Origin of the sequence: Micromonospora echinaurantiaca (assembly GCF_900090235.1) — a bacterium.
In the GTDB taxonomy this organism is placed as follows: domain Bacteria; phylum Actinomycetota; class Actinomycetes; order Mycobacteriales; family Micromonosporaceae; genus Micromonospora; species Micromonospora echinaurantiaca.
Genome location: NZ_LT607750.1, coordinates 1,509,716 through 1,534,772 on the forward strand (window position 1 = coordinate 1,509,716; position 25,057 = coordinate 1,534,772).

Consider the following 25,057-nt stretch of genomic DNA (forward strand, 5'->3'; position numbering starts at 1 on the left):
CCAGCGCGCCGGGCGCGCCGCACGGGGAGACACCAGATGACCTACTCCGCCACGGCCCGGGTGACCGGGCCGGTTCCCCCACCACCGCCGGGCCGGCAACGCGCCCGCGGCCGCTGGCTGCTCACCACCGGCCTGCTGACCGTGCTGCTGGCCGGCACCTCGCTGGTCGCGGTCGAGCCGCTGCGCCGCCCCTTGCCGGAGCCGACGGTCACCCGCACCCTGCCCGCGTCCACGGTCATCCCCGGCACCGCCCCGACGATCCCGTGGCCGCAGCGGGGACAGGCCGCCCTCACGGTGGACGGGCTGGGCTCCCTCGGCACGTCGGGCGGCAGCGACCCGGTGCCGATCGCGAGCGTGGCCAAGGTGATGACCGCCTACGTCATCCTCACCGAGCACCCCCTCGACCGGGGCGAGCCCGGACCGCGGCTCACCGTCAGCGCGGCGCAGGCCGCCGCGTACCCGAGGGAACTGGCGCGCGGGGAGTCCCTGGTGCCGGTGGTCGCGGGCGCGGTCTTCACCGAACGGCAGGCGTTGCAGGCGGTGCTGCTCCCGTCGGCGAACAACATGGCGCGGATCCTGGCCGCCTGGGACGCCGGCAGCGTCGAGGCGTTCGTCGACAAGATGAACGACACCGCCGCCGCGCTCGGCATGGCAGACACCCACTACACCGACCCGGCCGGGCTCGACCCGGGCACCGTGAGCACCGCCGTCGACCAGGTGATCCTGGCCCGCAAGGCGATGGAACTGCCGGCGTTCGCCGAGATCGTGGCGCAGCGGACGGCCACCCTGCCGGTCGCCGGCACCGTGATGAACTACAACTCCCTGGTCGGCAAGGACGGCATCGTCGGGATCAAGACCGGCTCCACCGACGAGGCCGGCGGGTGTCTGGTCTTCGCCGCCGTCGTCACCGTCGGCGGGCGGAAGCTCACCATCGTCGGCGCCGTTCTCGGGCAGCCCGGCGCCAACACCCCCGTACAGCTGGACCGGGTGTTCCGGGCGACCCGCCCGCTGGTCCGCACCGCGGCCAAGGCGATCGGGGAGCACGCGGTCGTCCGGGCCGGCGATCAGGTCGCGACGGTACGCGGACCACTCGGCGCCGGCACCACGATCAACGCCACCGAGGATCTGACCGTGCTGGGCTGGCCCGGCATGCCGGTCCGGCTGGACCTCGACCTCCCGGCCGTACCCGCGCGACTGCCGGCCGGCGCCGGGCACGGCCGGCTCACCGCGGCCGCCGGCGACGGCGCTGCGGTCACCACCGCCCTGCGCACCGGCGAAGGGCTGGAGCCGCCGAGCACCTGGGACCGCATCCGGCACCACCGCTGACCCGCGACCTGGACGGTCCTCCACCAGCGACGCGTCCTCGCCCAGCAGGGAGTTGGCCGCTGGCGGGCTGAGGTCTATTTCTTGATCCGGTAGCGCAGGTGGGTGACGTGCGGTGATTCGATCACGGCGGTCGTTTCGAGTTCGATGTGGCCGGTGTCCAGGTGGTCGAACAGTCGGGTCCCGTTGCCGAGCAGGACTGGTACCAGTTGGAGCCGGATCTCGTCCACGAGCCGGTGACGAACGAACTGCCCGGCGGTGGTGGGTCCGCCCATGATCAGGACGTTGCGGTCACCCGCCGCCTGTCGTGCCAGGCGGAGCGCATTGTCGATGCCGTCGGTGATGAACGTGAACGAGGCGCTCTTCATGACCAGCTCCTCGCGTGGTTCGTGGGTGAGCACGAAGCACGGCACCGGGAACGGGGTGTCCTGCCACAGATCGACCCCGACCTCGAAGGTGCGTCTGCCGATCACCACGGCTCCGGTCGTGGTGAACACGTCCCGCGCCTGCTCGGCGTCGACGCCGGCCGTGGAGACGCCGTCGGCGGCTACGGCCCGGTCGGCGTCACCGTGGAACAGCCATTCGTGCAACCGCTCGCCACCCCTGCCCATCGGCTGATCGACGGTGATGTCCGGTCCGGCGGCGAAGCCGTCCACCGACACGCTCATGGTCAGCAGGGTGTGTCCCATCGCGTCCTCCTTGTTCTTCGTTGGTCGGTCATGCCTGGCCGCCGGCGAGACCGGCGTGCCTGTGGCGCCACGCGGATACGAGGACGGTGATCAGGGACCTCTTCTCCACCATGTTCGCCGATGCGGCCGGCGAGGGCTGCACCATGATCGGACGCTAGAGCGGCGACCGGTCCGGCAGTAAGGTCCAGTTTCATGCCGACGGAGCGGACCAGTTTGGGTCCCGAACTGCCTCTGCGGGTTGACCGGACCAGCCCGGAACCGCTCCGCGACCAGCTTGAACGTGCCCTGCGGGAGGCTGTCCGCGCCGGCCGGCTGCGCGCTGGCGACCGCCTTCCGTCGTCGCGCATGCTGGCCAGGGACCTTGCCGTCTCGCGCGGTCTGGTCACCGAGTGCTACGCCCAACTGCACGCCGAGGGCTACCTCGCCGCCGTCCCCGGCTCGGCCACCCGGGTCGCCGCGACCGCCCACCCACTGGGCGCCAGGTCGACGCACGCCACCCACAGCGCACCGACCAGAATCGACTTCCGGCCCGGCGTGCCGGACCTGTCGAGCTTTCCCCGCGACGAGTGGGCCCGCGCCGTGCGCCGCGCCTGCCGTCATGCGCCCGCCGAAGCCCTCGGCTACCCCGATCCATACGGCGACCCGGTGCTGCGCGACGGGCTCGCCGCCCACCTTCGGCGGGTCCGCGGCGCCGCCGCCGACCCGGATCACCTCGTTGTCTGCGCCGGATTCGCGCAAGGCCTGCAACTGCTCCTGCGCGTCCTGGGCGACGAGGGCGTACGGACGGTCGCCGTCGAGGACCCCGGTGACCCAGACCACCACGCCATCGCCACGATGCTGGGTCTGACGGTCGTCCCCGTACCCGTCGATGACCACGGCATCGACGTCGACGCCCTCGCCGCGACCGACGCGCGCGCCGTGATCCTCACCCCGGCGCACCAGTCGCCCACCGGAGTCGTGCTGGCCCCCGAACGACGACACGCCGTCGTCGCCTGGGCCGCCGCCCGCGATGCCACGATCATCGAGGACGACTATGACGCCGAGTTCCGGTACGACCGTGAACCGGTTGGCGCCGTGCAGGGCCTCGCCCCCGACCGGGTCGCGCTACTCGGCTCGGTCAGCAAGTCACTGGCACCGGCGCTGCGGCTTGGCTGGGCCCTCAGCCCGCCACACCTGGCGGCGGCCGTCGCCCGGCACAAGCAGCTCGCCGACCGCGGCTCACCCGTCATCGACCAGCTGGCCCTCGCCGAACTACTGGGCAGCGGGCGGTACGACCGCCATCTGCGCCACCTGCGCCGCCGCTACGCCGCCCGCCGTAGCGCGCTCGTGCAAGCGCTACGGCAACACGCACCCGACATCGAGCTTCGCGGCCTGGCCGCCGGTCTCCACGCCGTCGCTCACCTACCCGCCGGCGCCGATGAGCACGCCATCGTCGAGGCCGCCCGCCGCCGATCCGTCGGCCTCCACGCCATGAGCCGCTACCGCATGGTCGCGCCGCCACGCGCGCCACAGCTCGTCCTGGGCTTCGGCAACCTCACCCCGGACGCCATATCCGAGGGCATCAGCATCATCGCCGACCTCCTGCACACCACACCGGATCGCCGATAGCGGACCGATCCTGTCCGGCAGACCTGCCACAGTGACTCCATGGCCGGTCACCTCGACCGCGCCGGTGCCGCACCGGATCCACCACCGGTCTGGAGGTCGGCCTGTCGCCCGACCTCCACCCGCAACCGAAACCCACCATGGACGGAGCAACCCGATGAGCCGCCACATCCAGGTCACCTTCGACGCCCACGACCCGCGGGCGCTGTCCTCCTTCTGGTGCGAGGTGCTCGGCTACGTCCACCCCGCCCCGCCCGGCGTCGACCTGCCCGAGGGCGCCGACCCGCTGGCCGCGTGGGACGACTTCCTCGCGCGGATCGGCGTACCCGAGGAGCAGCGCAACACCAGATCGGCGATCGAGGACCCGGACGGGCACGGCCCGCGACTGTTCTTCCAGCAGGTCCCGGAGGACAAGGTCGCCAAGAACCGCGTCCACCTCGACGTCCGGGCCGCGCCCGGCCTGGCGGGAGAGGAGCGGATGGCGGCGCTAGAGCGCGAGTGCGACCGGCTGGTCGCGCTGGGCGCGAAGCGTCTCCGCCGTCACGAGCCCGAGCCGCCGCTGGGCGCCGGCCACATCGTGATGGCCGACCCCGAGGGCAACGAGTTCTGCCTGGACTGACCCGGTCGGCGCGGGTCCTCCCTGGCGGTACCGTTGCCGGGTGCCCGAACTGATCGCGCCCACCGCCCACCTGCACACCGCCTGGTTGGAGGCACACGCGGAGTGGGGCCCCGGGCAGCACGAGGACGGCTTCGGGCTGGATCCCTCCGACGACGTGACCTCGCCGGCCGGCTTCGCCGGGTGGGTCGGCCGGCTGCTGGACCACTCGGATCCGGCGAAGCCGCTGGGCGCCGGCAGGGTGCCCTGCACCTATCGGTGGATCGTGGAGCACGACCGGGTGCTCGGCGGGATCGCGCTGCGGCACGGCAGCAGCGACTACGTGCGGTGGGCCGGGCACATCGGGTACGGCATCCGGCCGTCCGCGCGCCGCCGTGGCCTGGCCACCTGGGCGCTGGGCCGGATGCTGGCGGAGGCGCGGACGCTGGGCCTGGAGCGGGTGCTGGCGGTCTGCGCGGTCGACAACGCCGCTTCGGCGAGGACGATCGAGCGGTGCGGCGGCGTGCTCGAAGGCGTCGGGGAAACCAGGTTCGGCCCGGCCCGGCGTTACTGGATCGACCTCTGACGGCTGGTCAGCGAGCGCCTCACGCTCCACTGTGGACTTCCGGAGGAGGAGTCGTGGCGGCCGGGCCCGGGACTGGACGCGAAGAAGTGTCGGCCCGGTCTGGCACGCTGCCCGCCGTGGTGATGATTGGCATCGTCGATGAGACGACCTCGGGTCGCGAGCAGGGCGCGTGGCATCTGGAGTCGGTCTCGGGTGGAGCGTGGTGCGGCGCCTGATCTGGGAGGTGCCGGACCCTTCCGGCCGGTGGCGGCCGGTGCTGCCCACCGGCGACGGGTTCGCGGAACTGGACGGCACCGCCGTGCCCGAGCCCGACCCGGACGTCGCGATCCGCCTGTGGCACCCGCTGCACGCGTCGGTCGAGGAGATCCGGCGCTGGCGCGACGAGCTCACCGACCGCGAGCTGCGGCAGCCGTTCAAGCAGGCGTTCCGGGAGGTCTACCTGCTGACGCCGGCCGAACAGCAGACGGAGACCTACTCCAACCGGTTCGCCGCGCACATCGTCCACTACCGGCAGCTGTACGCGCTGATGCGGGGCCGCGGCTGGACGTGTTCCCGGCTCGGGCCGTGGGACGGCGGGGACACCGACGACGCGTACCGGGTGCTGCCCGGCGGGGCCTGGCGGGTCGGGTTCCGGCACGACTACCGCGACGAACAGCCGGACGGCGTGGAGTGCGCCAGCACCGACCGGGTGTGGTTCGATCGCCGGGCCGGCGGCGCCTGGCGCACCGCGCCGCTGGCCGACGTGCCGGCCATCGTGCTCAGCGAGGCCCTGCGCGACGTGGACCTGTTCGTGTCGGTGACCTCGATCGCCGCCGATCCACACTGGATGGACTGCGGCGACGACCTCCACGCCGACTACTGGCGCCAGGCGAGCCACGCCGAGCTGACGGCGACGGCGCAGACCCGGCGGGCCGCGCTGGAGCGGATCATCCCGCGGACGAAGCTCGCCGACCGGTGCGAGCTGACCGAGCGGCATCTCGTCGTACGGGGACAGCTGAACACCTACCGGATCCACCTGGGCAGCGGGAACATCCTGATGGAGCCGGCCAACACGTACCTCTGCATCGTGCCGGCCCGGCGCGGACCGCAGGAGTCGGTCTTCCTGCCGTTCGAGGACGACCGGCTGGCGCTGATCCTCAGCAAGGCGTTCCTGCTCGCCGAGGACGCCCGGATCACCGACCCGTTGATCGTGGCCCAGCTGCGCGCCGCCCGCTGACCACCGGTCGGGCTGTGGCCGGCGGCGTCCCGGGGGCCCCCGGGACGCCGCCCGGCTCACCTGATGACGATCGGAGTGGAGATCAGTTCGTTGTCCACCAGGAGGGCGTCCCGGTTCGGGCTCGGATCGGCCGTGGCCCGGAGCGTGAGCTTCCCGAGGGCGAGATCCGCGCTGGTGACGGTGTAGGTGAACGAGAAGCGGGTGGTCTTGCCGGTGTCCTTGACCGGGACCGGCTTGGTGGACGACCCGATCAGGTCGTAGCCCCCCGACGCGGTGCTCCGGTAGAGCGACACCTGCACGGTCTCCTCGTACCGGGTGTTCCGGACGTCGACCTCGACCGTGATGCTCTGCCCGACCCGCGCCTTCGCGGGCGCCGTCAGCCCGACGATCGCGACGTCGTGGGTGCGTACCCGGACCACGTGGGCGACGGACGCGCTCCGTCCGTCGGGCGTGCCCACCGTCAGTCGGACCGGGTAGTCGCCGTCGGCCGGCAGCCGGTGGACCGGGTTCGCTTCGGTGGAGGTCGTTCCGTCACCGAAGTCCCAGGCGTAGGACGAGATGCCTCCTCCCGCCGCGTAGTCACCGACCGAACTGCTGAACGGGATAGCGTCGAACGAGCTGGGCTCGTCCGGGTAGTAGTAGAACTCGACGGTGGGCGGCGGCGCGACGTCGAGCTGGAAGGTGTGCTGGTTGATGCCGGCCGCCGCGACCTGGAACAGGTACGTCCGGCCCGCCTCCGCCCGGAAGGTCAGCGGCCGGTAGCTGTAGACCTCGCTGCAGCCGACCCGGGCCAGGTTGGCCAGCGAGGTGCCGGTGTAGACGGCGATGCCGGCGTAGCCCGGGTCGGTCCGGGCGGTGACCGAGCCGGTGGTCGTCGCCGTGTACGAGTACCAGGCCGTCGTCGTCGGGGTGAAGCAGGACGACGGCTCGCCGGTCTCCGGGGTGGCTGCCTGGTAGTCCTGCGTGTTCGCGTACGGCAGGGCGCCGACCGGGATCGCGCCGGCGAAGTCGTCGTTCGCCGGCGGGCGGACCTCGGTGATCGAGAATCGGAGTGAGCCGCCCCCGTCGCGACCGTTGCCGCAGCAGTATCCGGCCATGAAGCGGTAGGTGGTGCCGGCGGTCACGGCGAGGGCGACCCGCGAGTGCTGGCTGTAGTAGTTGTCGTTGCAGGCCACCTGGGTGAGCGAGCCCTGGTCGCCGGTCCAGGCGGACAGCGCGGTGTCGTAGTCGCTGCCGATGGTGTCGGCCTGGATGCGCATGTCGCGGGTCGGGGTGAAGCTGAACCACACTGATCCGTTGTTGTAGCAGCCGGTCGGGTCGGTCTCGTCCGACGTGGCGGCGCTGGTGTCGATGGTGGTGGTGAAGGGAAGCGACTCCACCGCGATGGCGGCGGAGTAGTCGTCGTTGGTGGGTGCGGCGACGGCCGCGGTCTGTGTCCCGACCACCAGAGCGATCGCCCCCGTGACCGCGACGGCGAGCCGTGCGGCAGTTCGTCTGACCACTGCGGATCCTCCTCGTCTCCGAGTTCCACCCGGCGCTGTGGGGCAACGGGCGGGATGCCTGCGCTCTCGGGTCGGGGTGTGAAAGCGCATCGATGGAGTACGAAGTCTCGCGGCGCGGCGGTTAACGGGTCGCTAAGGGGGTGCTAAAGGGCAGCCGGACCGTGACCCGGTGTCGGCGGTCCTCCGCCAGCTGGCCGGTCGCGGGTCAGTCGTCGAAGCGACGCCAGGCGTCGTCGGCCACCGCGTGCACACTGTCGCCGGCGGCGGCCAGGTCGGTGGCGGTGAACTGTTCCGCCGCGCCCGCGCGCCAGCGGACGGCCCGGTGCGCGAGGTCGGCGTACTCGGGGAAGAGTTGGGCGAGGTATACGCCGGCCGTGGCCTTCGAGATGACGTCGTCGTGGGTCAGCGTGTAGTGCGAGCGCGCCGGGCCCAGCACGAACCAGGTCACGATCCCCGGGTCCACGATCATGTCGGGGGCCACCTCGGCCAGTTCGGTCGGGAAGGTGGCGGCGCGCCGCTGCCAGTACTCCCGCAGGTTGTCGAGGTTGTAGCGGCGCAGCTGCTCCGGGTCGACCCGGATTCCCAGCTCCGCGGCGGCCGGGCCGCGGACCGGGATGCCGTACCGCCGCAGGGTCAGCCACAGCACGGGTGTCAGCTCGCCGCAGGGCTGGTCGGTCCGGAGTTCACCGTCGACCACGAAGGGCACGACCGGCCGGTCGGTCGGCCAGGAGCGGGCCACCGCGGGGTCGAGGTAGACCCCGTCGAGGTGGGGTGGCCGGGGCATCCCGGCATGCACCTTGGCGAGCCGGACGAGGTCGTCGTCCGTTGCCGGACGCGAGGTCAGGATCACCGTGTCGACGTCACTGGCGCGGGCCTGCCAGGCGCCGAGGGCGGCGGAGCCGACGACGTAGAGGCTGCTGACGTAGCCGGGCAGGGCCTGATCGACCGCGTCGAGGTACCGGCGGGTCAGCTCCTCGATCACGCGACCGACCGTAGCAACGGCTCGGCGGCCTCGCGGTGCACCCGGCGGGTCACGGGCGGGTGTGCCCGCGGAAGGACAGGTGCATGGTGGTCAGCCTGGTCGCGCCGGACGGGACGATCGGGACCTGCACCGGGCGGGTGGTCGGCTGGGGTCAGGCGGCTTCGCGGGAGACGGCCGGCGCGAGGGCCGGCTCGTGGGCGGCCGGCTCCGAGCCGGCCCGGCGGATCGGCGTGAACAGCCCGCTGATCGCCACCAGCAGGCAGCCGGTGCCCGCGACCAGGGCGACAGCGGTGACGCCGTACCGGCCGGCGGCCCAGGTCAGCACGGCCGCACCGGCCGGCCCGAGCGAGTAGTGCGTGCTCCAGAACGCCGAGGTGACCCGGCCGAGCAGGTGGTCGGGCGTGATCTCCTGGCGCAACGACATGGAGCAGATCCCGCCCACGCTGACACCGCACAGGTACACCGCGGTGAGCACGGTGACGGCGGGCACGTTCCCGACCAGGCCGATGCCCACGATGGCCAGGCCGCAGGTGGAGAGGGCGCCGACCCAGGTGACGCCGAAGCCGCGCCGGCGGCGCAGCGGCGCGACCAGCAGCGCCCCGGCGATGGTGCCCAACGCCGCCAGGCCGAGCACGATGCCGACGGTGCGGTCGGAGCCGCCGAGGTCGTGCTTGACGTGGTAGACGAGCACGTCGGTGAAGCCGTACGTCAGGAAGATGAAGACCGACAGCAGCACGGTCAGCGAGCGCAGCACGGGCTGACGCCAGAGGAACCGGGCGCCGGCCAGGAACTCGGCGAGCCGCCCGGTGCTGGCGGTCGCCGCACCGTCGTCGGCCTTGCGGAGTCGAACCAGCCAGAGGCCGGCGGCCGACAGGGCGAAGCTGGCCGCGTTGATGGCGATGGCCGCCGTCGGGCCGAACTGGGCGGACACCACGCCGGCGAGCAGCGGCCCACCCACGGCGGCCAGCGCGTAGGTTGCCTGTAGGCGGCCGTTGGCCTCGGTGATCCGGTCGCGGTCGACCAGGTTGCGGACGGCGGTGACCGCGGCGACCTGGAACACCATGCCGGCGGCTTCGCAGATCGGCAGGACGACGAAGAGCAGCCAGACCTGCGGGCCGGCGAGCCAGGCCAGCGGGATGAGGCTGTAGAGGATCAGCCGGGCCAGGTCGGCGGCGATCATCAGGGTGCGCCGGTCGTACCGGTCGACCAGGACGCCGCCGAAGACGCCCGCGCCGACGGAGGCGGCACCGGCGACCGCGGTGAGCAGGCCCATCTGGGCGACCGATCCGGTGGCGTGCAGCACGAGCAGCGGCACCGCCAGGTAGGCGAACGCGTCGCCGGCGGCGGAGAGCGACTGCGCGACCCAGTACGTGCCGAAGTTGCGGTCACGCCACAGGGGAGGCCGGACCGCGTTCATGCCGGCGAGGGTATCGGGCACCCGCCGGCCGGGCGGGGCGGGTTGGCGAGGGCGGTCACCGGGGCTGCGACCGGTGGCGGAGCGGACCGGGGTGCACGGACCAGAGCAGCCGCCGCCACCAGGGGCGGGCGGCGCGTAACGCGTCCACGTAGGCGGTGGCGACCGTGGCGGCGCGGGCGGCCTGCTCGCCGCTGGCGGTGCCGGGCGCGAAGGCGACCTGATTGAGCAGGTCGGCGAGTTCGTCCACCGCCACGCCGACCGGCCCGGCCAAGTCGTGGCCCGGCGCGCCGACCGGCCCGGCCAAGGCGTGGCCTGGCGCGGCGGGTGGGCCGTCCACGCCGAGGTCCGCCATGCCGGACCGCGACCCGTCCGCGCCAGGGTCCGCCGTGCCCGACGCGGGGAGTCCCGCGCGGTGGGCGGCGGCGAGGGCGCGGTGGGCGCGGGCGGCGACCTCGGTGGCGGCGAGGTCCCCGCCGACCGGGTGCCCGGCGAGGCGCAGCGCGTCGGTCACCTCCCGCCAGGCGCCGGCGATGCGCTGGCCGGGGTCGCCCCGTTCGAGCCGGGCCCGGGTCAGCGACCGGCGCATCAGCAGCAGGGTGAGCAGCAGCGCCCCGACCAGCAGCAGCACACCGCCGGTTCCGCCGCCGACCAGCACCGGCGTCGGTACGCTCCCGCCGTCCACCGGCGGCCCCGGTGCGGCTGCCGGTTCCGGTTCGGCGGTCGGCTCCAGGGTCGGCTCGGGCACCTCCGACGGCGGCGGGTCCTCCGGCTGGGGGCGGAAGTCCTCCTCGACCGGTCGGGGTTCCTGGTCGGGGCGGGGCAGCGGGTCGAACGGCACCCACCCGAGTCCTTCGAAGAGCACCTCCGGCCAGGCGTACGCGTCGGCGGCCCGGACCGGTCCGTCGCCGGTGGACTCGAAGCCGACCACCACCCGGGTGGGCAGCCCGGTCAGCCGGCCCAGCACCGCGAAGGCGGCGGCGAACTGCTCGGACGTGCCGCGTTGCCCGCCGCCGTTGCGGGGGCCGAAGAGGAAGAAGTTCAGGTTCGGGTAGGCGTGCCCGCTGGGTGCGTCGGCCACCAGCCGGTAGTGCTCGGCGAGGAACTGCTCCACGGCGAGGGCCCGGGCGTACGGCGCCCCGTTCTCCTCGGCCAACTGCGTGGCGAGCCGGCGCAGCGGCTCGGGCACGCCGTCGGCGACCCGCAGCACCCGGGCCACCTGATCGCCGGCCGGCACGTTCGCGGTGGCCAGCAGGTTCACGTCTGGCCGTTCCCGTTCCGAGGTCACCGTGTAGCGCAGCCCCGGGCTGAGCCCCTCCGGTCGGATCAGCGTCCCGGTCGCCGGGTCGTACGCCACCCGGGCGCCGGTGACCTCGCGGGGGGTGGCGACGGCGGGCAGCAGCCGCCCGGTCAGGTCGGCGACGGTGATCTCCTGCCGTACCGTCTCGACGGTGCTGTCCTGGGCCGGTGCCGCCGCCGGCAGGATCCGGCCGGCGTTGCGGTAGGTCGCGCCGACCCGCCAGGTCACCCCGTCGTAGTCGCTGAGCACGGCCAGCCGGATCCGCAGCGCAAGCTCCTCGGCCGGCTCCCCGTCCCCGGCGGCATCGCCGGTCGGCGGGGGAGCCGCGGTCGGGCCGGCGGGTCGCTCGGTGCGGACGTCGAGCAGCTTCTGCTCCGGGTTCAACGCCCAGCCGGAGATGCGGATCAGCGGGTTCTCGTCGAGCGTCTCCACCTGCGGCGGTTCCACGTACCGGCGCGGGTCCACCGGCCGGTCCTGGACCCGGGCGGCGACCAGCGGCCCGAGCAGCGCGGCCAGCGCCACCACGACGGCGACCCCGGCGGCGGAGGCGGCGGCCAGCCGGGCCCGCACGGCGGTGCGGACGGCCGGGGCGAGCCCGGCCGCCGGATCCCCGCCGGCCGTACTGGGTTGCGCCGAGACAGCGAGGCCGAGCACCGCCACGGCGACCAGGGCCAGCGTCGGCCGGATCGCCGGGTCGGCGTTCGGTCCGACCACGTAGAGCGCGCCCGCGTAGAGCAGCAGCGGTGGCAGGTAGCCGAGCAGCACCCTGCCCGCCCGTAGCGCCACCTCCGCGCCGGCGAGGCCGGCCAGCCAGGCCGCGACCAGCGGCACCAGCACGGTGTCCGGGGTCGGCTCGACCGGGATCATCGCGGTCAGCAGCCGGGGGATGCCGTTGCGGGCGGCGTCGGCCGCCACCTCGGCGAACCCGCCGGGCAGCTCGGCCCGGGTCGCGGTGTGCCGCAGGGACCAGGCCGTCCAGCCGGCCATGGCCAGCACCGAGATCGGTGCTACCAGCCAGGACGGCAGCCGCCGGGCGGCCACGCTGACCAGCACCGAACCGACGGCGGCGCCGAGAACCAGCGCGGTCAGCACTCCGCCGGCGTAGACCCGGCCGAGCACCACGCCGGCCAACCCGATCATCGCGACCAGGGCCAGCGGCACCGGCACGGCGCGCAGGAACCGGCCGAGGCGGGTGGTGACCGGCCGGTCCGGACCGCCGGGCTCCCGGGGAGCGTCGGTGGTCGCGTCGGCCGCCGGGGGTCCGGTCAGGGTCACCACCGGCGCACCCCGTCCCACTCGGCGGCGAACGCGGCCCCGTCGGCCGCGTCCACCACGACCATGCCCGCCGCGCCCGCCGGGGTGGGCTCCGGCCCGCCGAACACCCCGACCACCACCGAGGGGTACGCGCCGCGCAGCGCGCCGACGTGCCCCAGGTCGCCCCGGCTGCCCGGGCCGGTGAGGAAGACCAGCGTGTCGCCGAGCCGGTCCTGCCGCAGCCGGTTGGCGGCGGCGCGCAGCGCGTCGTCGGCGGTGGAAAGCTGCGCCGCGGCGAGCCGGTCCAACGGCCCGCCGCCGGTGAGCCCGCCGCCGCCGGCGGCGCCCGGTGCGATGGCGCTCGATGCGGTGGCGTCCGGTACGGCGGCGCCCGGTGCGGCGGTCTCCGGGTCGGGGGCGACGAAGAGCAGCACCACCGGCAGGTCCTCCCGGAACGCGGCGGTCACGATCGACGCCGCCGCCTCGCAGCCCGACTCGAAGCTCTCGGCCACCCCGTCCACCCGGTCGGGATAGGCGGCGGCCCGGTTGTCCAGCAGCACCACGATCCGGGGCAGGCTGGTGTCCACGTTCTCCCGCACCATCAGCTCACCCACCCGGGCGCTGGTGCGCCAGTGCACCCGGCGCAACTCGTCGCCGACCACGTACTCGCGCAGCGAGTCGAAGGTGATCGAGCCGTGCGGCACCGCGTCCACCCGGCCGTCCAGGCTGCGCCCGGCGCCGGTGGGCACCGCGCGCAGCGGGTGGATCCGCGGGTGCACCCAGACCGGGACGGTGCCGCCGTACGCGCGGGCCACCGACACCAGCCCGAGCGGGTCACGCCGGGTCACCCGCAGCGGGCCGACCGGCACCACCCCACGGCGCCGGGTCGGCACGTCGTAGCGGACGGTGGTGTCCCGGCCGGGGCGCAACCGCAGCACCGGCACCGGCACCGCCCGGTCCCCGCACCGGTCCTCGGCCACCAGGCTCGCCGCCCGCAGCCGGCCGCTGTTGCGCACGGTCACCGTCATGCTCGCCGGCTCACCCCGGGCCACCCGGTCCGGGTCGGCGCTGCGGGCCACCTCCAGCCGGGGCCGCCAGGCCGCGGTCAGCACGGCGTAGCCGACCGCGGCGCCGGCCGCCGCGCCCAGCAACGTCAACTCCGGGTACGCGAAACGGAACCCCACCCCGAGCAGCACCACGGCGGCGACGAGCAGCCCGACCCCGCGGGCGGTGATCCCCACGCCGACCCGCCGGTCAGCCCTGCACCGGGGCCGGCTGCCCGGACGGCAGCGGCACCGGCACCGAGGCGACCGCCTGGCGCAGCACCTCGGCGGCGGTCACCCCGCGTACCTGAGCGTCCGGGGTGAGCAGCAGCCGGTGCGCGAAGACCGGCTCGGCCAGCGCCTTCAGGTCCTCCGGCATGATCCAGCCGCGCCCGTCGATCAGCGCGTACGCGCACGCCGCCCGGGTCAGCGCGATCACACCCCGGGGGCTGACCCCGACCCGCACCTGCGGGTGGTTGCGGGTCGCGGCGGCCAGCCGGACCGCGTACGCGTAAAGGGGCTCGGCGATGTGCACCCGGCGGGCCATCTTCACCATCTCGCCGACGGTGGCGGTGTCGGTGACCGCGGTGAGCGCCTCGGGGGAGCGGACCGTGGCGCCGCGCAGCACCTCCACCTCGACCGCCTCGTCCGGGTAGCCGACGGAGAGCTTCACCAGGAAGCGGTCCAGCTGCGCCTCCGGCAGCCGGTAGGTGCCGTCCATCTCGACCGGGTTCTGGGTGGCGACCACCAGGAACGGCTGCGGCACCGGGTGCCGGACGCCGTCCACGGTGACGGTGCGTTCCTCCATCACCTCCAGCAGCGCCGACTGGGTCTTCGGCGACGCTCGGTTGATCTCGTCGGCGATGACGATGTTGGCGAACACCGGCCCCGGGTGGAACTCGAAGCCCCGGGTGGCCTGGTTGAAGATGGTCACCCCGGACACGTCCGAGGGGAGCAGGTCCGGGGTGAACTGGATCCGCCGCCACTGCCCCTTCACCGTCGCGGCGATGGCCCGGGCCAGCGTGGTCTTGCCGACGCCGGGCACGTCCTCCAGCAGCACGTGCCCCTGGGCGAAGAGGGCGGTCAGCGCCAGCCGGACCACCTGCGGCTTGCCCAGCACGACCGCGTTGACGTTCTCGGCCAGCCGGGCGGCGAGGGCGGCGAAGCCCTGCACCTCCGGCTGGGTGAGCGGCTCGTGGGTGTTCACGGGTGGTGCTCCTTGCCTGAACGGGTCAGCAGGTCGGCAGGACGTTGATGTTGTCGCCGCCCTCCAGGTTGAGCCAGGCCCAGGGGATGTAGTTCTTCCCGCTGTACTCGACCTGCACCCACCAGGTGCTCGCCTTCTGGTTGTTGTAAATCCACGAGTCGACGTGATCGCCCGACTTCTTGCAGTACGCCTTCAGCCGGGTGCCCGGCTTCGCCCAACCGACCTGCCGGTCGTTGTCCTGCCGGGTGACCGAGAAGATCTCGTTGCCGTTGCGGCCGTCCACGTCCTTGTTGCAGTACGTGCGCTGGTCGCCGTCGGGGCCGTTGTTGCAGGTGGCGATCCCGTAGAGGGCGTCGGTGGTCTGCGCGCGGGTGGCGGTGCCCTCGCCGGCGGCGTTGCTCGCGGTCACCGTGAAGGTGTACTTCGTGCCCGGGGCCAGGCCGCTCATCGTGATGCTGGAGCACGGGCCGGTCTTCGCCGGCTCGCCGGACGTGCTCAGCGAGCAGGACGCCTGCCCGCCGCCGGCGTCCACCGTGAACGTCACCGTCGCCGCCGTGGCGGTCGCCGACGAGCCGGTCACCGTGACCCGCGGCTCGGCCACCGTCCGCGCCGTCGCGGTGGCCTCCGGGCCGGGTCCGGCCTCGTTGACCGCCTTCACCTTGACCGTGACGTTCTGGCCGTTGCCCAGCCCGCTCACCGTGGTCCGGGTGTCGGTCACCTCGCTGCTGCGCCCGCCCACGTCCACCAGGTACTTCGTCACCGGCCGGCCGTTCGCCTCGGCCGGCGACCACTGCACCGCGACCGTGCCCGGCTGGTTGGCCACCGTGCTCGCCCGCAACCCGGCCGGCTGCCCCGGCGCCGCGTACGGCACCACCGTGTTGCTGACCGGCGACGCCGCCGACCCGGCGCCCTTGTCGTTGACCGACACCACGGTGAACGCGTACTGGGTGCCGTACTCCAGCTCGCCGGCCGGCACCACCAGCTCAGTCTTGCGCGACTCACCGGCCGGGGCGTTGGCGCCCGCCGAGGTGGCCGTCACCACGTACTTCGCGATGGTGTTGCCCTGTCCGTTCGCCGCCGGCCACCGCACCAGCACCGTGCCGTCCGGCCGCTCCTGCGCGGTGACGCTGGCCGGCGGATCGGGCACCGCCGCGGTCGGGATGACCGGGTTGCTGGTCCGCGCCGGGCCGGCGCCCTTGGCGTTCACCGCGTGCACCGAGAACCGGTACGTCTCACCGTTGGTCAGGCCCTTGATCTCCACGGCCCGCTGGTTGGCGCCCACCTCGTGCCGCTGACCGGCGCCCTCCACCACGTACCGGATGATCTGCGCGCCGTTGGCCGCGGCCGGCCGCCAGCTCACCCGGGCCTGCGCGTTGCCGGCGGCTGCGGTGACGCTGCGCGGCGCGCTCGGCTTGCCGACCTTGGGCTTCTTCGGCGGAGGCGGCGGCGGGGGAGCCGGCGGCGGGTCGCCGCCGAGCACGTCGTTGGCGTACTTGTCGACCTCGCGCATCTGGTGCTTGTCGTTGACCACCCGCGCGGTCGAGGTGTCGGGCGCGTTGATGAACAGGTGGTTCTCCCGGACCTCCAGCTCCAGCGGCCCGGTGGTCTTGCCGCGGATGGTGTCGACCAGCTGGCCGTTGGCGTCGAAGGAGTAGACGGTGCCGGTGGCCTCGTCGGCGCAGTAGAACCGGTTGGCCCAGGCCACCGCGGGGGAGAGCCGGTCACCGGTGCCCGGCACGGTGAACGCCCGCACCTCCCCGCCGGCACCGACCGCGTGCACCTTCCGCTCGTCGGCCACCGTCACCGGCACCACCGGGCCGCTGGTGCGGATGGGCAGCGCGCCGGGAGCGGTCATCGGCAACGGCGTCCTGCGGACCTCGCCGCGCTGCACCCGGACCAGGGTGCCGGCCGTGCGGTCGAGCACGGCGACCCCGTCGTCCAGGGTGGAGACGACCAGCTCGTGGCTGGCCTCGGCGACGTCGTACGTCTCCACCTGCTTCGGGCTCAACCCGGCGCCGGCCGGAGCGGCCGAGGCGGGCGCGGAGGGCAGCGTCGCCGCGGTGATCGCCGAGACGGTGCCCTCGCTCGGCACCGCGATCCACAGCCGACCCTCGCCGTCGAACGATCCGCCGGTGATGCCCGGCGGGTAGCGCACCGGCTCACCGACCGGGGCCAGTGAGCGCGGATCGAGCTGGCGGACCACGCCCTGCACCGCGTCGACGACGAACGCGGCGTCCTCGTGCAACGCGACGTTCACGCCCAGGCCGGGGGTGGTACGGGTGGTCGCGGTGATCTGCAGCGTGGCCAGGTCCAGTGAGCTGACCTGACCGGTGTTCAGGTCCCGCAGGATCAGCAGCCGGTCGGTCTGGGTGACCTGCATCGGGTGCCGGCGGGCGGCCGGGACCTCCACCCGGGTGTCCACCCGGGCGGTGACCCCGTTGACCCGGGCCAGCTCGCTGCGCGCGGCGCTCCACAGCCAGGAACTCGCGTCGTAGCTGGCCACCGCGTTGTCGGCGGCGCCGAGCCCGAGCACGGTCAGCCCCATGGCGGCGAGCAGCGCGGCCACCGTGGCGATGGTGACCAGGCCGCCCCGGAACCGCGATCGGGGGCGAGTGGCGTCGGTGCGCACGGCGTCGTCGATGGTGGCCACAGCCCGGTGCCTCCCCTGGTCGTCCTGGCAGGTGGCGCGCCCGTCGGCGACCCTCCCCTGAGCCGGGTGCCATCATATGGCCCGGCCGAGGGTGGGGGAACCCGCACCGTCCCGCTGTGGACACCCAGCGTGTGTGGCCGGTGTGGACGTTCAGCGCGGCGAGGCGCCGCCCTCCCGGTCGGTGCAGACCTGCCCGGAGGTGGCGAACGAGTCGGTGGAGTAGACCGCCAGCACGGTGAAGCAGTAGTCCACCCGGGAGTTCAACCCGTTGACCGTGTAGGTGGTCTGCCCCGGGTCCACCGACGCCATCACGCCCAGCGCCTGCCCGGTCCGTCCGCCGGCCACCATGAACGGCACCGCCCCGCCGGCCGGGTCGGTCCAGGTCAGCGTGATGGTGGCGGTGTCGTCGCGCAGCTTCAGGTCGGTCGGGGGCGGGCCGGCCGCGGTCGCCTCGGCCGAGGCCGACGGCACCGGGTCGGCCGGCGGCGACGCGTCCCGGCCGAGCACCAGCGCGCCCACCCCGGCCACCGCCGCCACCGCCACCACCGCGGCGGCGACCGCGACGACCACCGTCGTCCGGCTCCGGCCGCCCGACTCCGGCTCCTCAATGGAGTACGCAGGCAGCGTCGACGGGTACGCCGGCTGCTGCGGGAACGCCGACGCCGCCGGCGCGTCCCCGGTCGTGTCGGGCGCGGCTGTCGGCTCCGGTGCAGGCTCGAGCCGCGGCTGGTCCAGGTCGAGGTCCACGTAGCCCGGTGTGTCGTCCTCCTCGTCCGTGTCCTCGTCGTCGGAGTCGTCCGACTCGGCGTCGTCGACCGGAGCGGCCAGCGGCTGCGGCGGCGCCATGCTGCCCCACGGCGGGGCGGTCATCCCCCACGGCGGCACCGGCGGAGCACTCACCGGCGGCGGCGCCACGGGCGGCCCGCTCACCTGATGCGGATGCCCGGGCGGCGCGCTGACCGGGTGCGGGTACCCGGGCGGTGCGCTCACCGGGTGCGGGCCGGGCGGTGCGCTGACCGGGTGTGGGTGTCCGGGCGGTGCGCTGACCGGGTGCGGTCGGGGCGGGTAGGCCGGCTGCGACGGTGCGTTGACCGGTGGCGGCGGCAGGGGCGTGCCGCTGACCGGGTGCGGGTGCGCCGGCGGCGCGCTGACCTGCGGTGCCGGGTACGCGGCGTGCGGTGGTCCGCTCACCGGGTGCGCCGGCGGTACGGCTGGTGGCGGTTGGCGGACCTGCCGTGCCGGCCCGGGCGGCGCGCTCACCGGCGGGGCCGGCGCGGCGCTCAACGGTGGCGCGCTTGCCGGCGGGGCCGGCGGTGCGCTGACCGGCGGTGCGGGCGGTGCGCTCATCGGCGGCGTGCTCATCGATGGTGCGCTGGCCTGGCGGGCTGGCGGTGCGCTGACCGGCGGCGTGCTGACCGGCCCGATCGGCGGTGCGCTGACCGGGTGGGGGTGAACTGGTGGTGCACTGACCGGGGGCGTCGGGGGAGCGCTGGCGGGGTGCGCCGGTGGGGCGCTGATCGGCGGTGCTGGGGGCGCACTCGCCGGCGCCGCGCTGCCCGGACGGGCCGGCGGTGCGCTGACGGGCGGTGCGCTCACCGGTGTGGTCGGCGGTGCGCTGACCGGGGGAGCGGGTGGTGCGCTCACCGGCGGGGGTGGCGTGTTCACCGGCGCGGGTGACGGGGGCGCGCTCACCGGCTGTGCGGGCGAGGGCGGCGAGGCCGGCGAGGCGGAGCTAGGTGGCGTGGCCGGCGTGCTGGCGATCCGTGCCACCTCCTCGGCCAGCAGCGGCCCGATCTGCTGGACCTGGATGGTCGGCTTGTCCCACCCGGGCGCCGGGATCGGCGGCGGGTCCGGCAGTTGCTGCTTTCGCGTGGACGCGCCGGACTCCTCAGGGGTGCCCTGCCGTGGCTGCCGGGCCGGGACGACCTGCGGATTTGCAGGGGCCGCACCGGCGGCGCTCGCGGGCGGCGCCGACATCTGCCGGGCCGGGCTGGTGGGGTTCACGGGCGCTGCCGACACCGGCTGCGCCGGGCCGGCGGCGCTCGCGGGCGGTGCTGACGGCGGCCGTGCCGGGTTCGTGGGCGGCGGTGCCGGATTCGCGGCCTGCGGCGTCGCGGACGGTTCCGGGGCTGGTTGCGTCGCACGGCTGGACGGCGGCGCGGTCGGTGGTGCGGAGAGCTGGCGTGCCGGGTCCGCGGCGGGCGCTTCGGGCGCCGACTGCGCCGGCCGAGTCGGCGGTGCCGCGACGTGCCGTACCTGGTCAGCGGCCGGCCGGTCGGGAGCCGGCCGGGACGGGTCGGTGGCGTGCGGTGCGTAAGCCGGTCGGGCCGCCGCGGCCGTCGGCTGTACCGGGGCCTGCCGGGCAGGTTCCGCGGGCGGCTGCGGCGGGGCCCACGGCGACTGTCGCGGGGCCGGCATGGCCGGGGCGGTGCGGTGCTGCGGCGGCGGACCGGGCGGAGGCGGGAGCTGCTGTGCCGCGCCGGCCTCGCCGAGGGCCGACATGGGCACTGTGCTGTCCCCGCCGACCTGTGGCGGTGGTGGAAGCGGCGGTGCGGGCAGCACCGGAGGCGCCGGGACGTGCGGCACCGTCGGGGCGGCCGGAGCGGTCCGTGGTCCAGGGCCCGGTGCGCCGTGTGGTGGCACGGACGGCGGTGCTGGGGCGGTCGGCGGCGCGACGGGCTGCGCGGCGACCTGGGGGGCCGGCGGAACGGCGGCGCGTGTCGGCGGAACCGGCGCCGCCGGACCGCGGTTGGGCAGCGGTGGCGGAGCGGGGAGGGGTGGGCCTGGCGGAACCGGTGCGACCGGTCGGCCCGCCTGGTGGGCTGGGGGCGCCGGCGGGACCGGAACGGGCGGGGCCGGCGGAATCGGTCCGGTTGGACGGCCTGTCTGCTGGGCCGGTGGGATCGAGGCGGTCGGCGCCTGCATGGGGCCCGGCGGGGGCAGCGGAGCCGGTGCCGCCGGACGGCTCGCCTGCTGGACAGGTGGCGCCGGCGGGGTGGGCGGAGCGACGCGGTGCGGGTGTGCCGCCGCGGCCGGCGGCGGGGGTGTGGCGTGGGCCGACGCCGAACGACCAGCGGCATGGTGACCGTGCGGGGCCGGGTGGGGTGCGGGTACCCCCGGCCCGGCGGTGTGCGCGGCCGGGGGAGGGGCGGCGAGCGGTGGACGCGGGATGTTCGGGGTGGAGTGGGCGGGCGTGGCGGTGTCACGGGGCGGCACCGGGGGCGGCGTGGGCAACGGCGGAGCGGACGCCGGCCGGGCGGCTGGTGCCTGCGGCGGGTGAGCGGCGACCGTCGGGCCGACCGGCGGCTGGTCGGTGGCGGGGATGGTGGTCACGGACACGGTCGGCCCGCTGAGCGCCGCGCTGGGCCGACCGCTGGTGGGAGCGGGCGGTTCCGGGGTGGGAGCGGCCTGGCCGAGGTACTGCTGTGCCGTGCGTACGGCCGGGTGGTCGGCACCGAGCACGGCGGGCCCGGCGGTGGCGATCCGGATGTAGTTGCGGCGCGCTTCGTGCCGATTGCCCAGTTCGTCCGCTACTCCGGCCAGCTCGAACGAGAGCGCCAGCATCAGCGGCTCGGCGTGCGACCAGCGGCGCTCGCCCGCGGCGAACGCCTCCTCCAGCACCCGGCGGGCGGCGCCCGGGTCGTCCGCCTCACGGTGCAGCCGGGCCAGCAGGTGCGCTGTGTTGAGCACATCCGGGTGGTCTTCGCCGTACGCCGGTCGGGCGGACCCGATGGCCTCGGCGAGCATCCGGCGGGCGGCGGTCAGATCGCCAGCGGCGCGCAGCGCGAGAGCCCTCTGTTGGACGACGGCCAGGGAAGCGGGATGGGACACGTGGCCATGCTGCCGGTTGACGGCGGCCGCACGCTACCCGGGGCGCGCCCGTCCCATCCTCGCCGGCACCGGCTGATCCCGGCTGAGCTGGGCGTGAAGGGTCGCGGCGGGAGGGGTGGAAGCCGATGTGCATGATCCACCCCGGCCGTGTACAGTAACTCCCCGTGCGGCCCGCCGGGCGGCCGAACGGGTGACGGTTCACCCGGATCGGCGCGGTAGGCTGGACGATGCAGGTCCGGGTGGCGGAATGGCAGACGCGCTAGCTTGAGGTGCTAGTGCCCGTATAGGGCGTGGGGGTTCAAGTCCCCCCTCGGACACCAAACAACGTACGACTGAATCGGGCCGCCGAGCTGGGAAAGTCCAGCTAGGTGGCCTTCGTGGTCTCCGGGTTGATCTTCGCGTCGGGACACCTCGGGAACAGGCGTTCCCCTGGGGGCCATCAGGACGGAGCCCGAGCCCGGCATTGCTGAGGGAGACGGTAACGGTCCCACCGTCGCGCATATAGGTGCGCCGGCGGCTGGCCCGGACGACGCCCACAGCCGCCTGTTCGTGTGGAGGAGCAGTGGCGACAGCCACGCAGAGGCCGTCGCAGCCGGCCGATCCCCACCACTGGTGTTGTCGTTGTGACCTGCAGGAGGTCAGCTCTTGGAAACCAGGATCCAGAACGTCCGACTGAACGCCACGTCAAATGAGCAACTCATGGCTCTGGCAGACGCCGGGGCCGCAGCCTTTGGCCACACCGCCACACTCCAGGTGGAACGGGCCCTGGCCCAGCTTCTGCGGTTACGCGTCGCACAGATCAACAATTGCAGCTACTGCCTTCTGGTGCACCACGCCGCTGCCCGCACCGCCGGCATCCCGCCGTCCAAGGTCGAGACTCTCACCGCCTGGTGGGAGACGCACCTGTTCACCGAGGAGGAGCGAGCCGCGCTGGCCTACGCCGAGGTGTTGACCAGGGCCGCCGACGCCACCGTCAACGACCGGGTCCAGGAGGCACACGACAGATTGGCCGTGCACTTCACGGAGGACGAGATCCTGGAGATCGTTGCCGTTGTGATCAACATGAACATCTGGACACGACTCAAGCTCGCCGAGGGTGCCATGCCCACGATGGCGCCTCCTGTGTGAGTTGACACCCGTGTGGAAGCCGGCGGATCCCGTCGCCAGGCTCCAGGTGATCCCGGCGATGGTTCGCAGCCTGCGCGCCACGTTGCTCACTTCCCCGGCGGCACCGGCCTGCCGGTCCGGGGGCCGCCCAGAGCAGCAGCGTCCTCGTGGGCGCGCCGCGCCGACCTCGATCATCAGCATCCGCCACGACAAGTAGCAGCGCCTCTGGGCGTCCGAATGATCGGCGGCCCAGATCGTCCTCAGTGACGACGCAATTCGCCGGGCGCCGGGGTCAGGAGGGAGTCGCCCGGGCCGTGACTGCCCGCCGGGTACTCCTGCAACGGCACCGCTCCCGCCCGCCATGTCTCGAGCACCGGCTCCACGATGCGCCAGGAGTCCTCGACGGTGTCGCCCCGCACCGACAGCGCCGGGTCGCCCTCGAAGGCCCCGCGCAGCACCTCACCGTACGGCGGCAGATCCCCCGGCCCGAAGTCGGCCGTCAGGTTCACCTGATCGAGCTCCAGCGGGTTGCCCGGACCGTTGATGTTGACGTCAAGGCCCAGCCGGTCCGGCCCGAAGCCGATCCGCAGCCGGTCCGGCTGCTCGTAGCCGGTCAGCCCGGTGGGTACCCGGGGTGGCTGTTTGAAGGTGACGACGGCTTCCTTGCGCTTGCCGACCAGGGCCTTGCCGGACCGCAGCCGGAACGGCACGCCCGCCCAGCGCCAGGTGTCCACGGCCAGCACCACCTCGGCGAGCGTCTCGGTCCCCCGGTTCGGGTCGATGCCCGGCTCGTCGGCGTACGCGGGCAGCCGCCGCCCGTCTGCCTCCCCGGCCGTGTACCGGGCCCGCCTGCTCCATCGCACCGGGTCGCCGCCCCATACCCGCGTGGCCCGCAGCACCTGGGCCTTGCCGCCGCGCAGGTCCCAGGCATCCAGTGTGGGCGGGGCATCCATCGCGATCAAGGCGAGGACCTGCAGCAGGTGGCTCTGCACCATGTCGACGAGCGCGCCAGCTCCGTCGTAGTAGCCGGCGCGGCCCTCAAGGCCCAGGGTCTCGTCGAAGACGACGTCCACGCAGGCCACGTGCGCCGAATTGAGCACCGGCTCGAAGATCCGGTTAGCGAAGCGCAGCCCGAGGATGTTCACCACGGTGGACTTGCCGAGGAAGTGGTCGATGCGATGCACCTGGTCCTCAGGCACGAGCCGGGCCAGGATGCCGTTGAGGGACCGCGCCGAGACGGCGTCGGTGCCGAACGGCTTCTCCAACATCAGCCGGGTGCCGGGCGGAAGGCCGATGCGTGCGAGCGCGGCGGCGGTCCGGGCGGTGATCATCGGTGGCAGCGCGAAGAAGATCACCAGCCGGCCGCGACAGAGGGTCAGCAGCCGCCGCAGGTCCTCCTCGCGGGTGACGTCGGCCGAGACGTACCGACTGGTCCGGACGACCTCGGCCGCCCGGGGACCGTCGGCGCCGACCGTCGCGAAGGCGTCGGCCACGCGGCGGCGCCACCGCTCGTCGTCCCAGTCCTCGGTGCCGCTGCCGATCAGTGTGAGGCCGGGCTGGGCGCCGGTGGCCACCAGTCGGCCGAGCCCGGGCAGCAGCAGGCGCGCGGCCAGGTCACCGGTGCCGCCCAACAGCAGCAACGTCTGGGAGACGTGGTCCCCGGCGGCGGGAAGGCCGGCCACGGGACCGGGTGCGCTCGGAGGCGATGTCGTCATGCCACCACCATGCCCTGCCGGTCGGGCAGGTTGGCGCCCCTTCAGGGGGATGCGCCCCGGTCGTTGCGCAGTGAAGCCGGCTCCGATCTGGGCGGAATCAGCGTCGAGGAGCGTCGGCGGCCGGCTCGCTCGCCGATCTTCATGGTGGCAGGCATCACCAGCACCGCCGAGTGGCAGGCCCTGCGTGTAATCACCGTGTGCCCCTTCCGCCCCGGGGCGCGGCGCATCACCACCTACTGCGGCGTGCCCAGCGATTCCGTTTTTACTCCGCGGCGGATCAGCAACAAGGTTGGCGGCCACGCAGCGAAGAAGCCGAGGATCAACCCGACCTGAATAATGAGCCAAAACACCGGACTACTAGGCAGCAGGCCGTGGAAAAAATGAAGATGCATCAGCGTCAGCCAACCCACCAGGGCGAGCTCGAAGACGGATACGGTCAGCAGGTCTCCCCTGATAAATTTCCGCATCGCGGCCCACACCCTTCGGCCACCCGTAGGAGCCTCGGTGGAGTAGCGAAATGCAACGCCTACCGCCACTGCGCCCACATAGTCGCCGACGACTTCGGGCCACAGTGTGCTGCCGAATAGTTCGAGACCAATGCCGTAGGTGATTGGCGTAGCAATGAGGACGCCCAGAGTGCAGTGCGTCGCACAATGATACGTTTGGATTATCGTATGAGCGTGTCGCGAGGTCCTGGGTGGGTTGCCGTGCCGGTCCAGCCACCGGGGAGACTGGGGTCTACCCCACTGTCGATAGGTCAGGACGGCTGCTGGGCCTAGGTAGAGGGCCGTTGCCGGCCAGACTATCTCCATGATCTTGGCCGGCTGGCGATAGCCAAGAACAAATTGGTCAACAACGACCACGACGGTGCTGGCCAACACCACGAACAGTGCAGCCCACGAAAGCATCACCAGCCACGTCGGTTGCACAATCATCTCCGTTCGCTCCTGGGCGCTCGATGCAACGTCGTTGCGGCGGCAGTGACGAACTCCGCCACCAGGTGGGCAATGCGACCCAAGATGCCGTCTCAAACATGAG

At 73.8% G+C, this 25,057-nt stretch carries 19 protein-coding genes, 1 tRNA gene and 1 pseudogene; 9 read left to right on the forward strand and 12 right to left on the reverse strand.

Annotation, left to right across the window (positions count from 1 at the left end; genetic code table 11):
- Positions 1–36 precede the first annotated feature (36 nt).
- Entirely contained in the window at positions 37–1,326 is a 1,290-nt protein-coding gene (locus GA0070609_RS06975) for a D-alanyl-D-alanine carboxypeptidase family protein (RefSeq protein WP_088993047.1), read from the forward strand.
- A gap of 74 nt (positions 1,327–1,400) precedes the next feature.
- Here GA0070609_RS06975 and GA0070609_RS06980 read toward each other — a convergent pair whose 3' ends face one another.
- On the reverse strand, positions 1,401–2,012 hold the full coding sequence (locus GA0070609_RS06980) for a dihydrofolate reductase family protein (protein ID WP_088993048.1): 612 nt from the start codon (positions 2,010–2,012) through the stop codon (positions 1,401–1,403).
- 192 nt (positions 2,013–2,204) lie between these two features.
- On the opposite strand from GA0070609_RS06980, the gene pdxR reads away from it, so the two are divergent.
- From pdxR to GA0070609_RS07000, 4 genes are all read left to right on the forward strand, one after another.
- The gene (gene pdxR, locus GA0070609_RS06985) at positions 2,205–3,620 is read left to right on the forward strand and encodes a MocR-like pyridoxine biosynthesis transcription factor PdxR (protein WP_088993049.1); all 1,416 of its coding nucleotides are present in this window, start codon (positions 2,205–2,207) and stop codon (positions 3,618–3,620) included.
- Between the two features lie 154 nt (positions 3,621–3,774).
- The gene (locus GA0070609_RS06990) at positions 3,775–4,236 is read left to right on the forward strand and encodes a VOC family protein (RefSeq protein WP_088993050.1); all 462 of its coding nucleotides are present in this window, start codon (positions 3,775–3,777) and stop codon (positions 4,234–4,236) included.
- A gap of 40 nt (positions 4,237–4,276) precedes the next feature.
- Positions 4,277–4,798, forward strand: a complete 522-nt coding sequence (locus tag GA0070609_RS06995; protein WP_088993051.1) for a GNAT family N-acetyltransferase — start codon at positions 4,277–4,279, stop codon at positions 4,796–4,798.
- A 169-nt stretch (positions 4,799–4,967) separates the two neighbouring features.
- Complete coding sequence (locus GA0070609_RS07000; protein ID WP_088993052.1) at positions 4,968–6,014, forward strand: DUF4132 domain-containing protein; 1,047 nt, start codon at positions 4,968–4,970, stop codon at positions 6,012–6,014.
- Between the two features lie 56 nt (positions 6,015–6,070).
- Here GA0070609_RS07000 and GA0070609_RS33800 read toward each other — a convergent pair whose 3' ends face one another.
- The 8 genes from GA0070609_RS33800 to GA0070609_RS35150 all read right to left on the reverse strand — a co-directional run bounded on the left by GA0070609_RS33800 (position 6,071) and on the right by GA0070609_RS35150 (position 18,296).
- Positions 6,071–7,516: a PKD domain-containing protein gene (locus tag GA0070609_RS33800; protein WP_197700222.1), complete on the reverse strand. Its 1,446-nt coding sequence runs from the start codon at positions 7,514–7,516 to the stop codon at positions 6,071–6,073.
- 205 nt (positions 7,517–7,721) lie between these two features.
- Positions 7,722–8,498, reverse strand: a complete 777-nt coding sequence (locus GA0070609_RS07010; RefSeq protein WP_088993054.1) for a nucleotidyltransferase domain-containing protein — start codon at positions 8,496–8,498, stop codon at positions 7,722–7,724.
- Positions 8,499–8,649: 151 nt separating this feature from the next.
- The gene (locus tag GA0070609_RS07015; RefSeq protein WP_088993055.1) at positions 8,650–9,915 is read right to left on the reverse strand and encodes an MFS transporter; all 1,266 of its coding nucleotides are present in this window, start codon (positions 9,913–9,915) and stop codon (positions 8,650–8,652) included.
- Positions 9,916–9,970: 55 nt separating this feature from the next.
- Positions 9,971–12,508, reverse strand: coding sequence for a transglutaminaseTgpA domain-containing protein (locus GA0070609_RS07020; protein ID WP_408630635.1), 2,538 nt, complete (start codon positions 12,506–12,508; stop codon positions 9,971–9,973).
- Positions 12,484–13,707 carry a DUF58 domain-containing protein gene (locus GA0070609_RS07025; RefSeq protein ID WP_088993056.1) on the reverse strand — a complete coding sequence of 408 codons (1,224 nt, stop codon included), beginning with the start codon at positions 13,705–13,707 and terminating at the stop codon, positions 12,484–12,486. Before GA0070609_RS07025 ends, GA0070609_RS07020 begins: the two co-directional genes overlap by 25 nt.
- A gap of 13 nt (positions 13,708–13,720) precedes the next feature.
- On the reverse strand, positions 13,721–14,716 hold the full coding sequence (locus tag GA0070609_RS07030; protein WP_088993057.1) for an AAA family ATPase: 996 nt from the start codon (positions 14,714–14,716) through the stop codon (positions 13,721–13,723).
- Between the two features lie 25 nt (positions 14,717–14,741).
- A complete protein-coding gene (locus GA0070609_RS07035; RefSeq protein WP_088993058.1) occupies positions 14,742–17,366 on the reverse strand; it encodes a fibronectin type III domain-containing protein in 2,625 nt (874 codons plus the stop codon).
- Positions 17,367–17,516: 150 nt separating this feature from the next.
- Positions 17,517–18,296, reverse strand: a complete 780-nt coding sequence (locus tag GA0070609_RS35150; protein ID WP_408630659.1) for a hypothetical protein — start codon at positions 18,294–18,296, stop codon at positions 17,517–17,519.
- A gap of 181 nt (positions 18,297–18,477) precedes the next feature.
- Between GA0070609_RS35150 and GA0070609_RS33540 the strand changes: the two genes are divergently transcribed.
- Complete coding sequence (locus tag GA0070609_RS33540; RefSeq protein WP_172899253.1) at positions 18,478–18,819, forward strand: hypothetical protein; 342 nt, start codon at positions 18,478–18,480, stop codon at positions 18,817–18,819.
- Positions 18,820–19,023: 204 nt separating this feature from the next.
- On the forward strand, positions 19,024–19,683 hold the full coding sequence (locus tag GA0070609_RS33545; protein WP_172899254.1) for a hypothetical protein: 660 nt from the start codon (positions 19,024–19,026) through the stop codon (positions 19,681–19,683).
- 1,340 nt (positions 19,684–21,023) lie between these two features.
- On the opposite strand, the pseudogene GA0070609_RS35155 reads toward GA0070609_RS33545, so the two are convergent.
- Positions 21,024–21,197: pseudogene (locus GA0070609_RS35155) on the reverse strand (tetratricopeptide repeat protein); the annotation flags it as partial.
- Between the two features lie 233 nt (positions 21,198–21,430).
- On the opposite strand from GA0070609_RS35155, the gene GA0070609_RS07050 reads away from it, so the two are divergent.
- Positions 21,431–21,517 (forward strand) — tRNA-Leu (locus tag GA0070609_RS07050).
- 379 nt (positions 21,518–21,896) lie between these two features.
- On the forward strand, positions 21,897–22,325 hold the full coding sequence (locus GA0070609_RS07055) for a carboxymuconolactone decarboxylase family protein (protein ID WP_088993059.1): 429 nt from the start codon (positions 21,897–21,899) through the stop codon (positions 22,323–22,325).
- Between the two features lie 239 nt (positions 22,326–22,564).
- Here the strand turns inward: GA0070609_RS07055 and GA0070609_RS07065 are convergent, their stop codons facing one another.
- Both GA0070609_RS07065 and GA0070609_RS07070 read right to left on the reverse strand, forming a co-directional pair.
- Entirely contained in the window at positions 22,565–24,019 is a 1,455-nt protein-coding gene (locus tag GA0070609_RS07065) for a glucose-6-phosphate dehydrogenase (RefSeq protein WP_088993061.1), read from the reverse strand.
- Between the two features lie 233 nt (positions 24,020–24,252).
- A complete protein-coding gene (locus tag GA0070609_RS07070; RefSeq protein ID WP_088993062.1) occupies positions 24,253–24,954 on the reverse strand; it encodes a DUF4396 domain-containing protein in 702 nt (233 codons plus the stop codon).
- Between the last annotated feature and the right edge of the window lie 103 nt (positions 24,955–25,057).

Bases quoted from the DNA above. Each gene is read 5' to 3' on its own strand.
- pdxR (WP_088993049.1), top strand. From the start codon at position 2,205: ATGCCGACGGAGCGGACCAGTTTGGGTCCCGAACTGCCTCTGCGGGTT.
- GA0070609_RS06975 (WP_088993047.1), top strand. From the start codon at position 37: ATGACCTACTCCGCCACGGCCCGGGTGACCGGGCCGGTTCCCCCACCA.
- GA0070609_RS06980 (WP_088993048.1), bottom strand. From the start codon at position 2,012: ATGGGACACACCCTGCTGACCATGAGCGTGTCGGTGGACGGCTTCGCC.
- GA0070609_RS06990 (WP_088993050.1), top strand. From the start codon at position 3,775: ATGAGCCGCCACATCCAGGTCACCTTCGACGCCCACGACCCGCGGGCG.
- GA0070609_RS07055 (WP_088993059.1), top strand. From the start codon at position 21,897: ATGGCTCTGGCAGACGCCGGGGCCGCAGCCTTTGGCCACACCGCCACA.
- GA0070609_RS07070 (WP_088993062.1), bottom strand. From the start codon at position 24,954: ATGATTGTGCAACCGACGTGGCTGGTGATGCTTTCGTGGGCTGCACTG.
- GA0070609_RS07065 (WP_088993061.1), bottom strand. From the start codon at position 24,019: ATGACGACATCGCCTCCGAGCGCACCCGGTCCCGTGGCCGGCCTTCCC.
- GA0070609_RS07015 (WP_088993055.1), bottom strand. From the start codon at position 9,915: ATGAACGCGGTCCGGCCTCCCCTGTGGCGTGACCGCAACTTCGGCACG.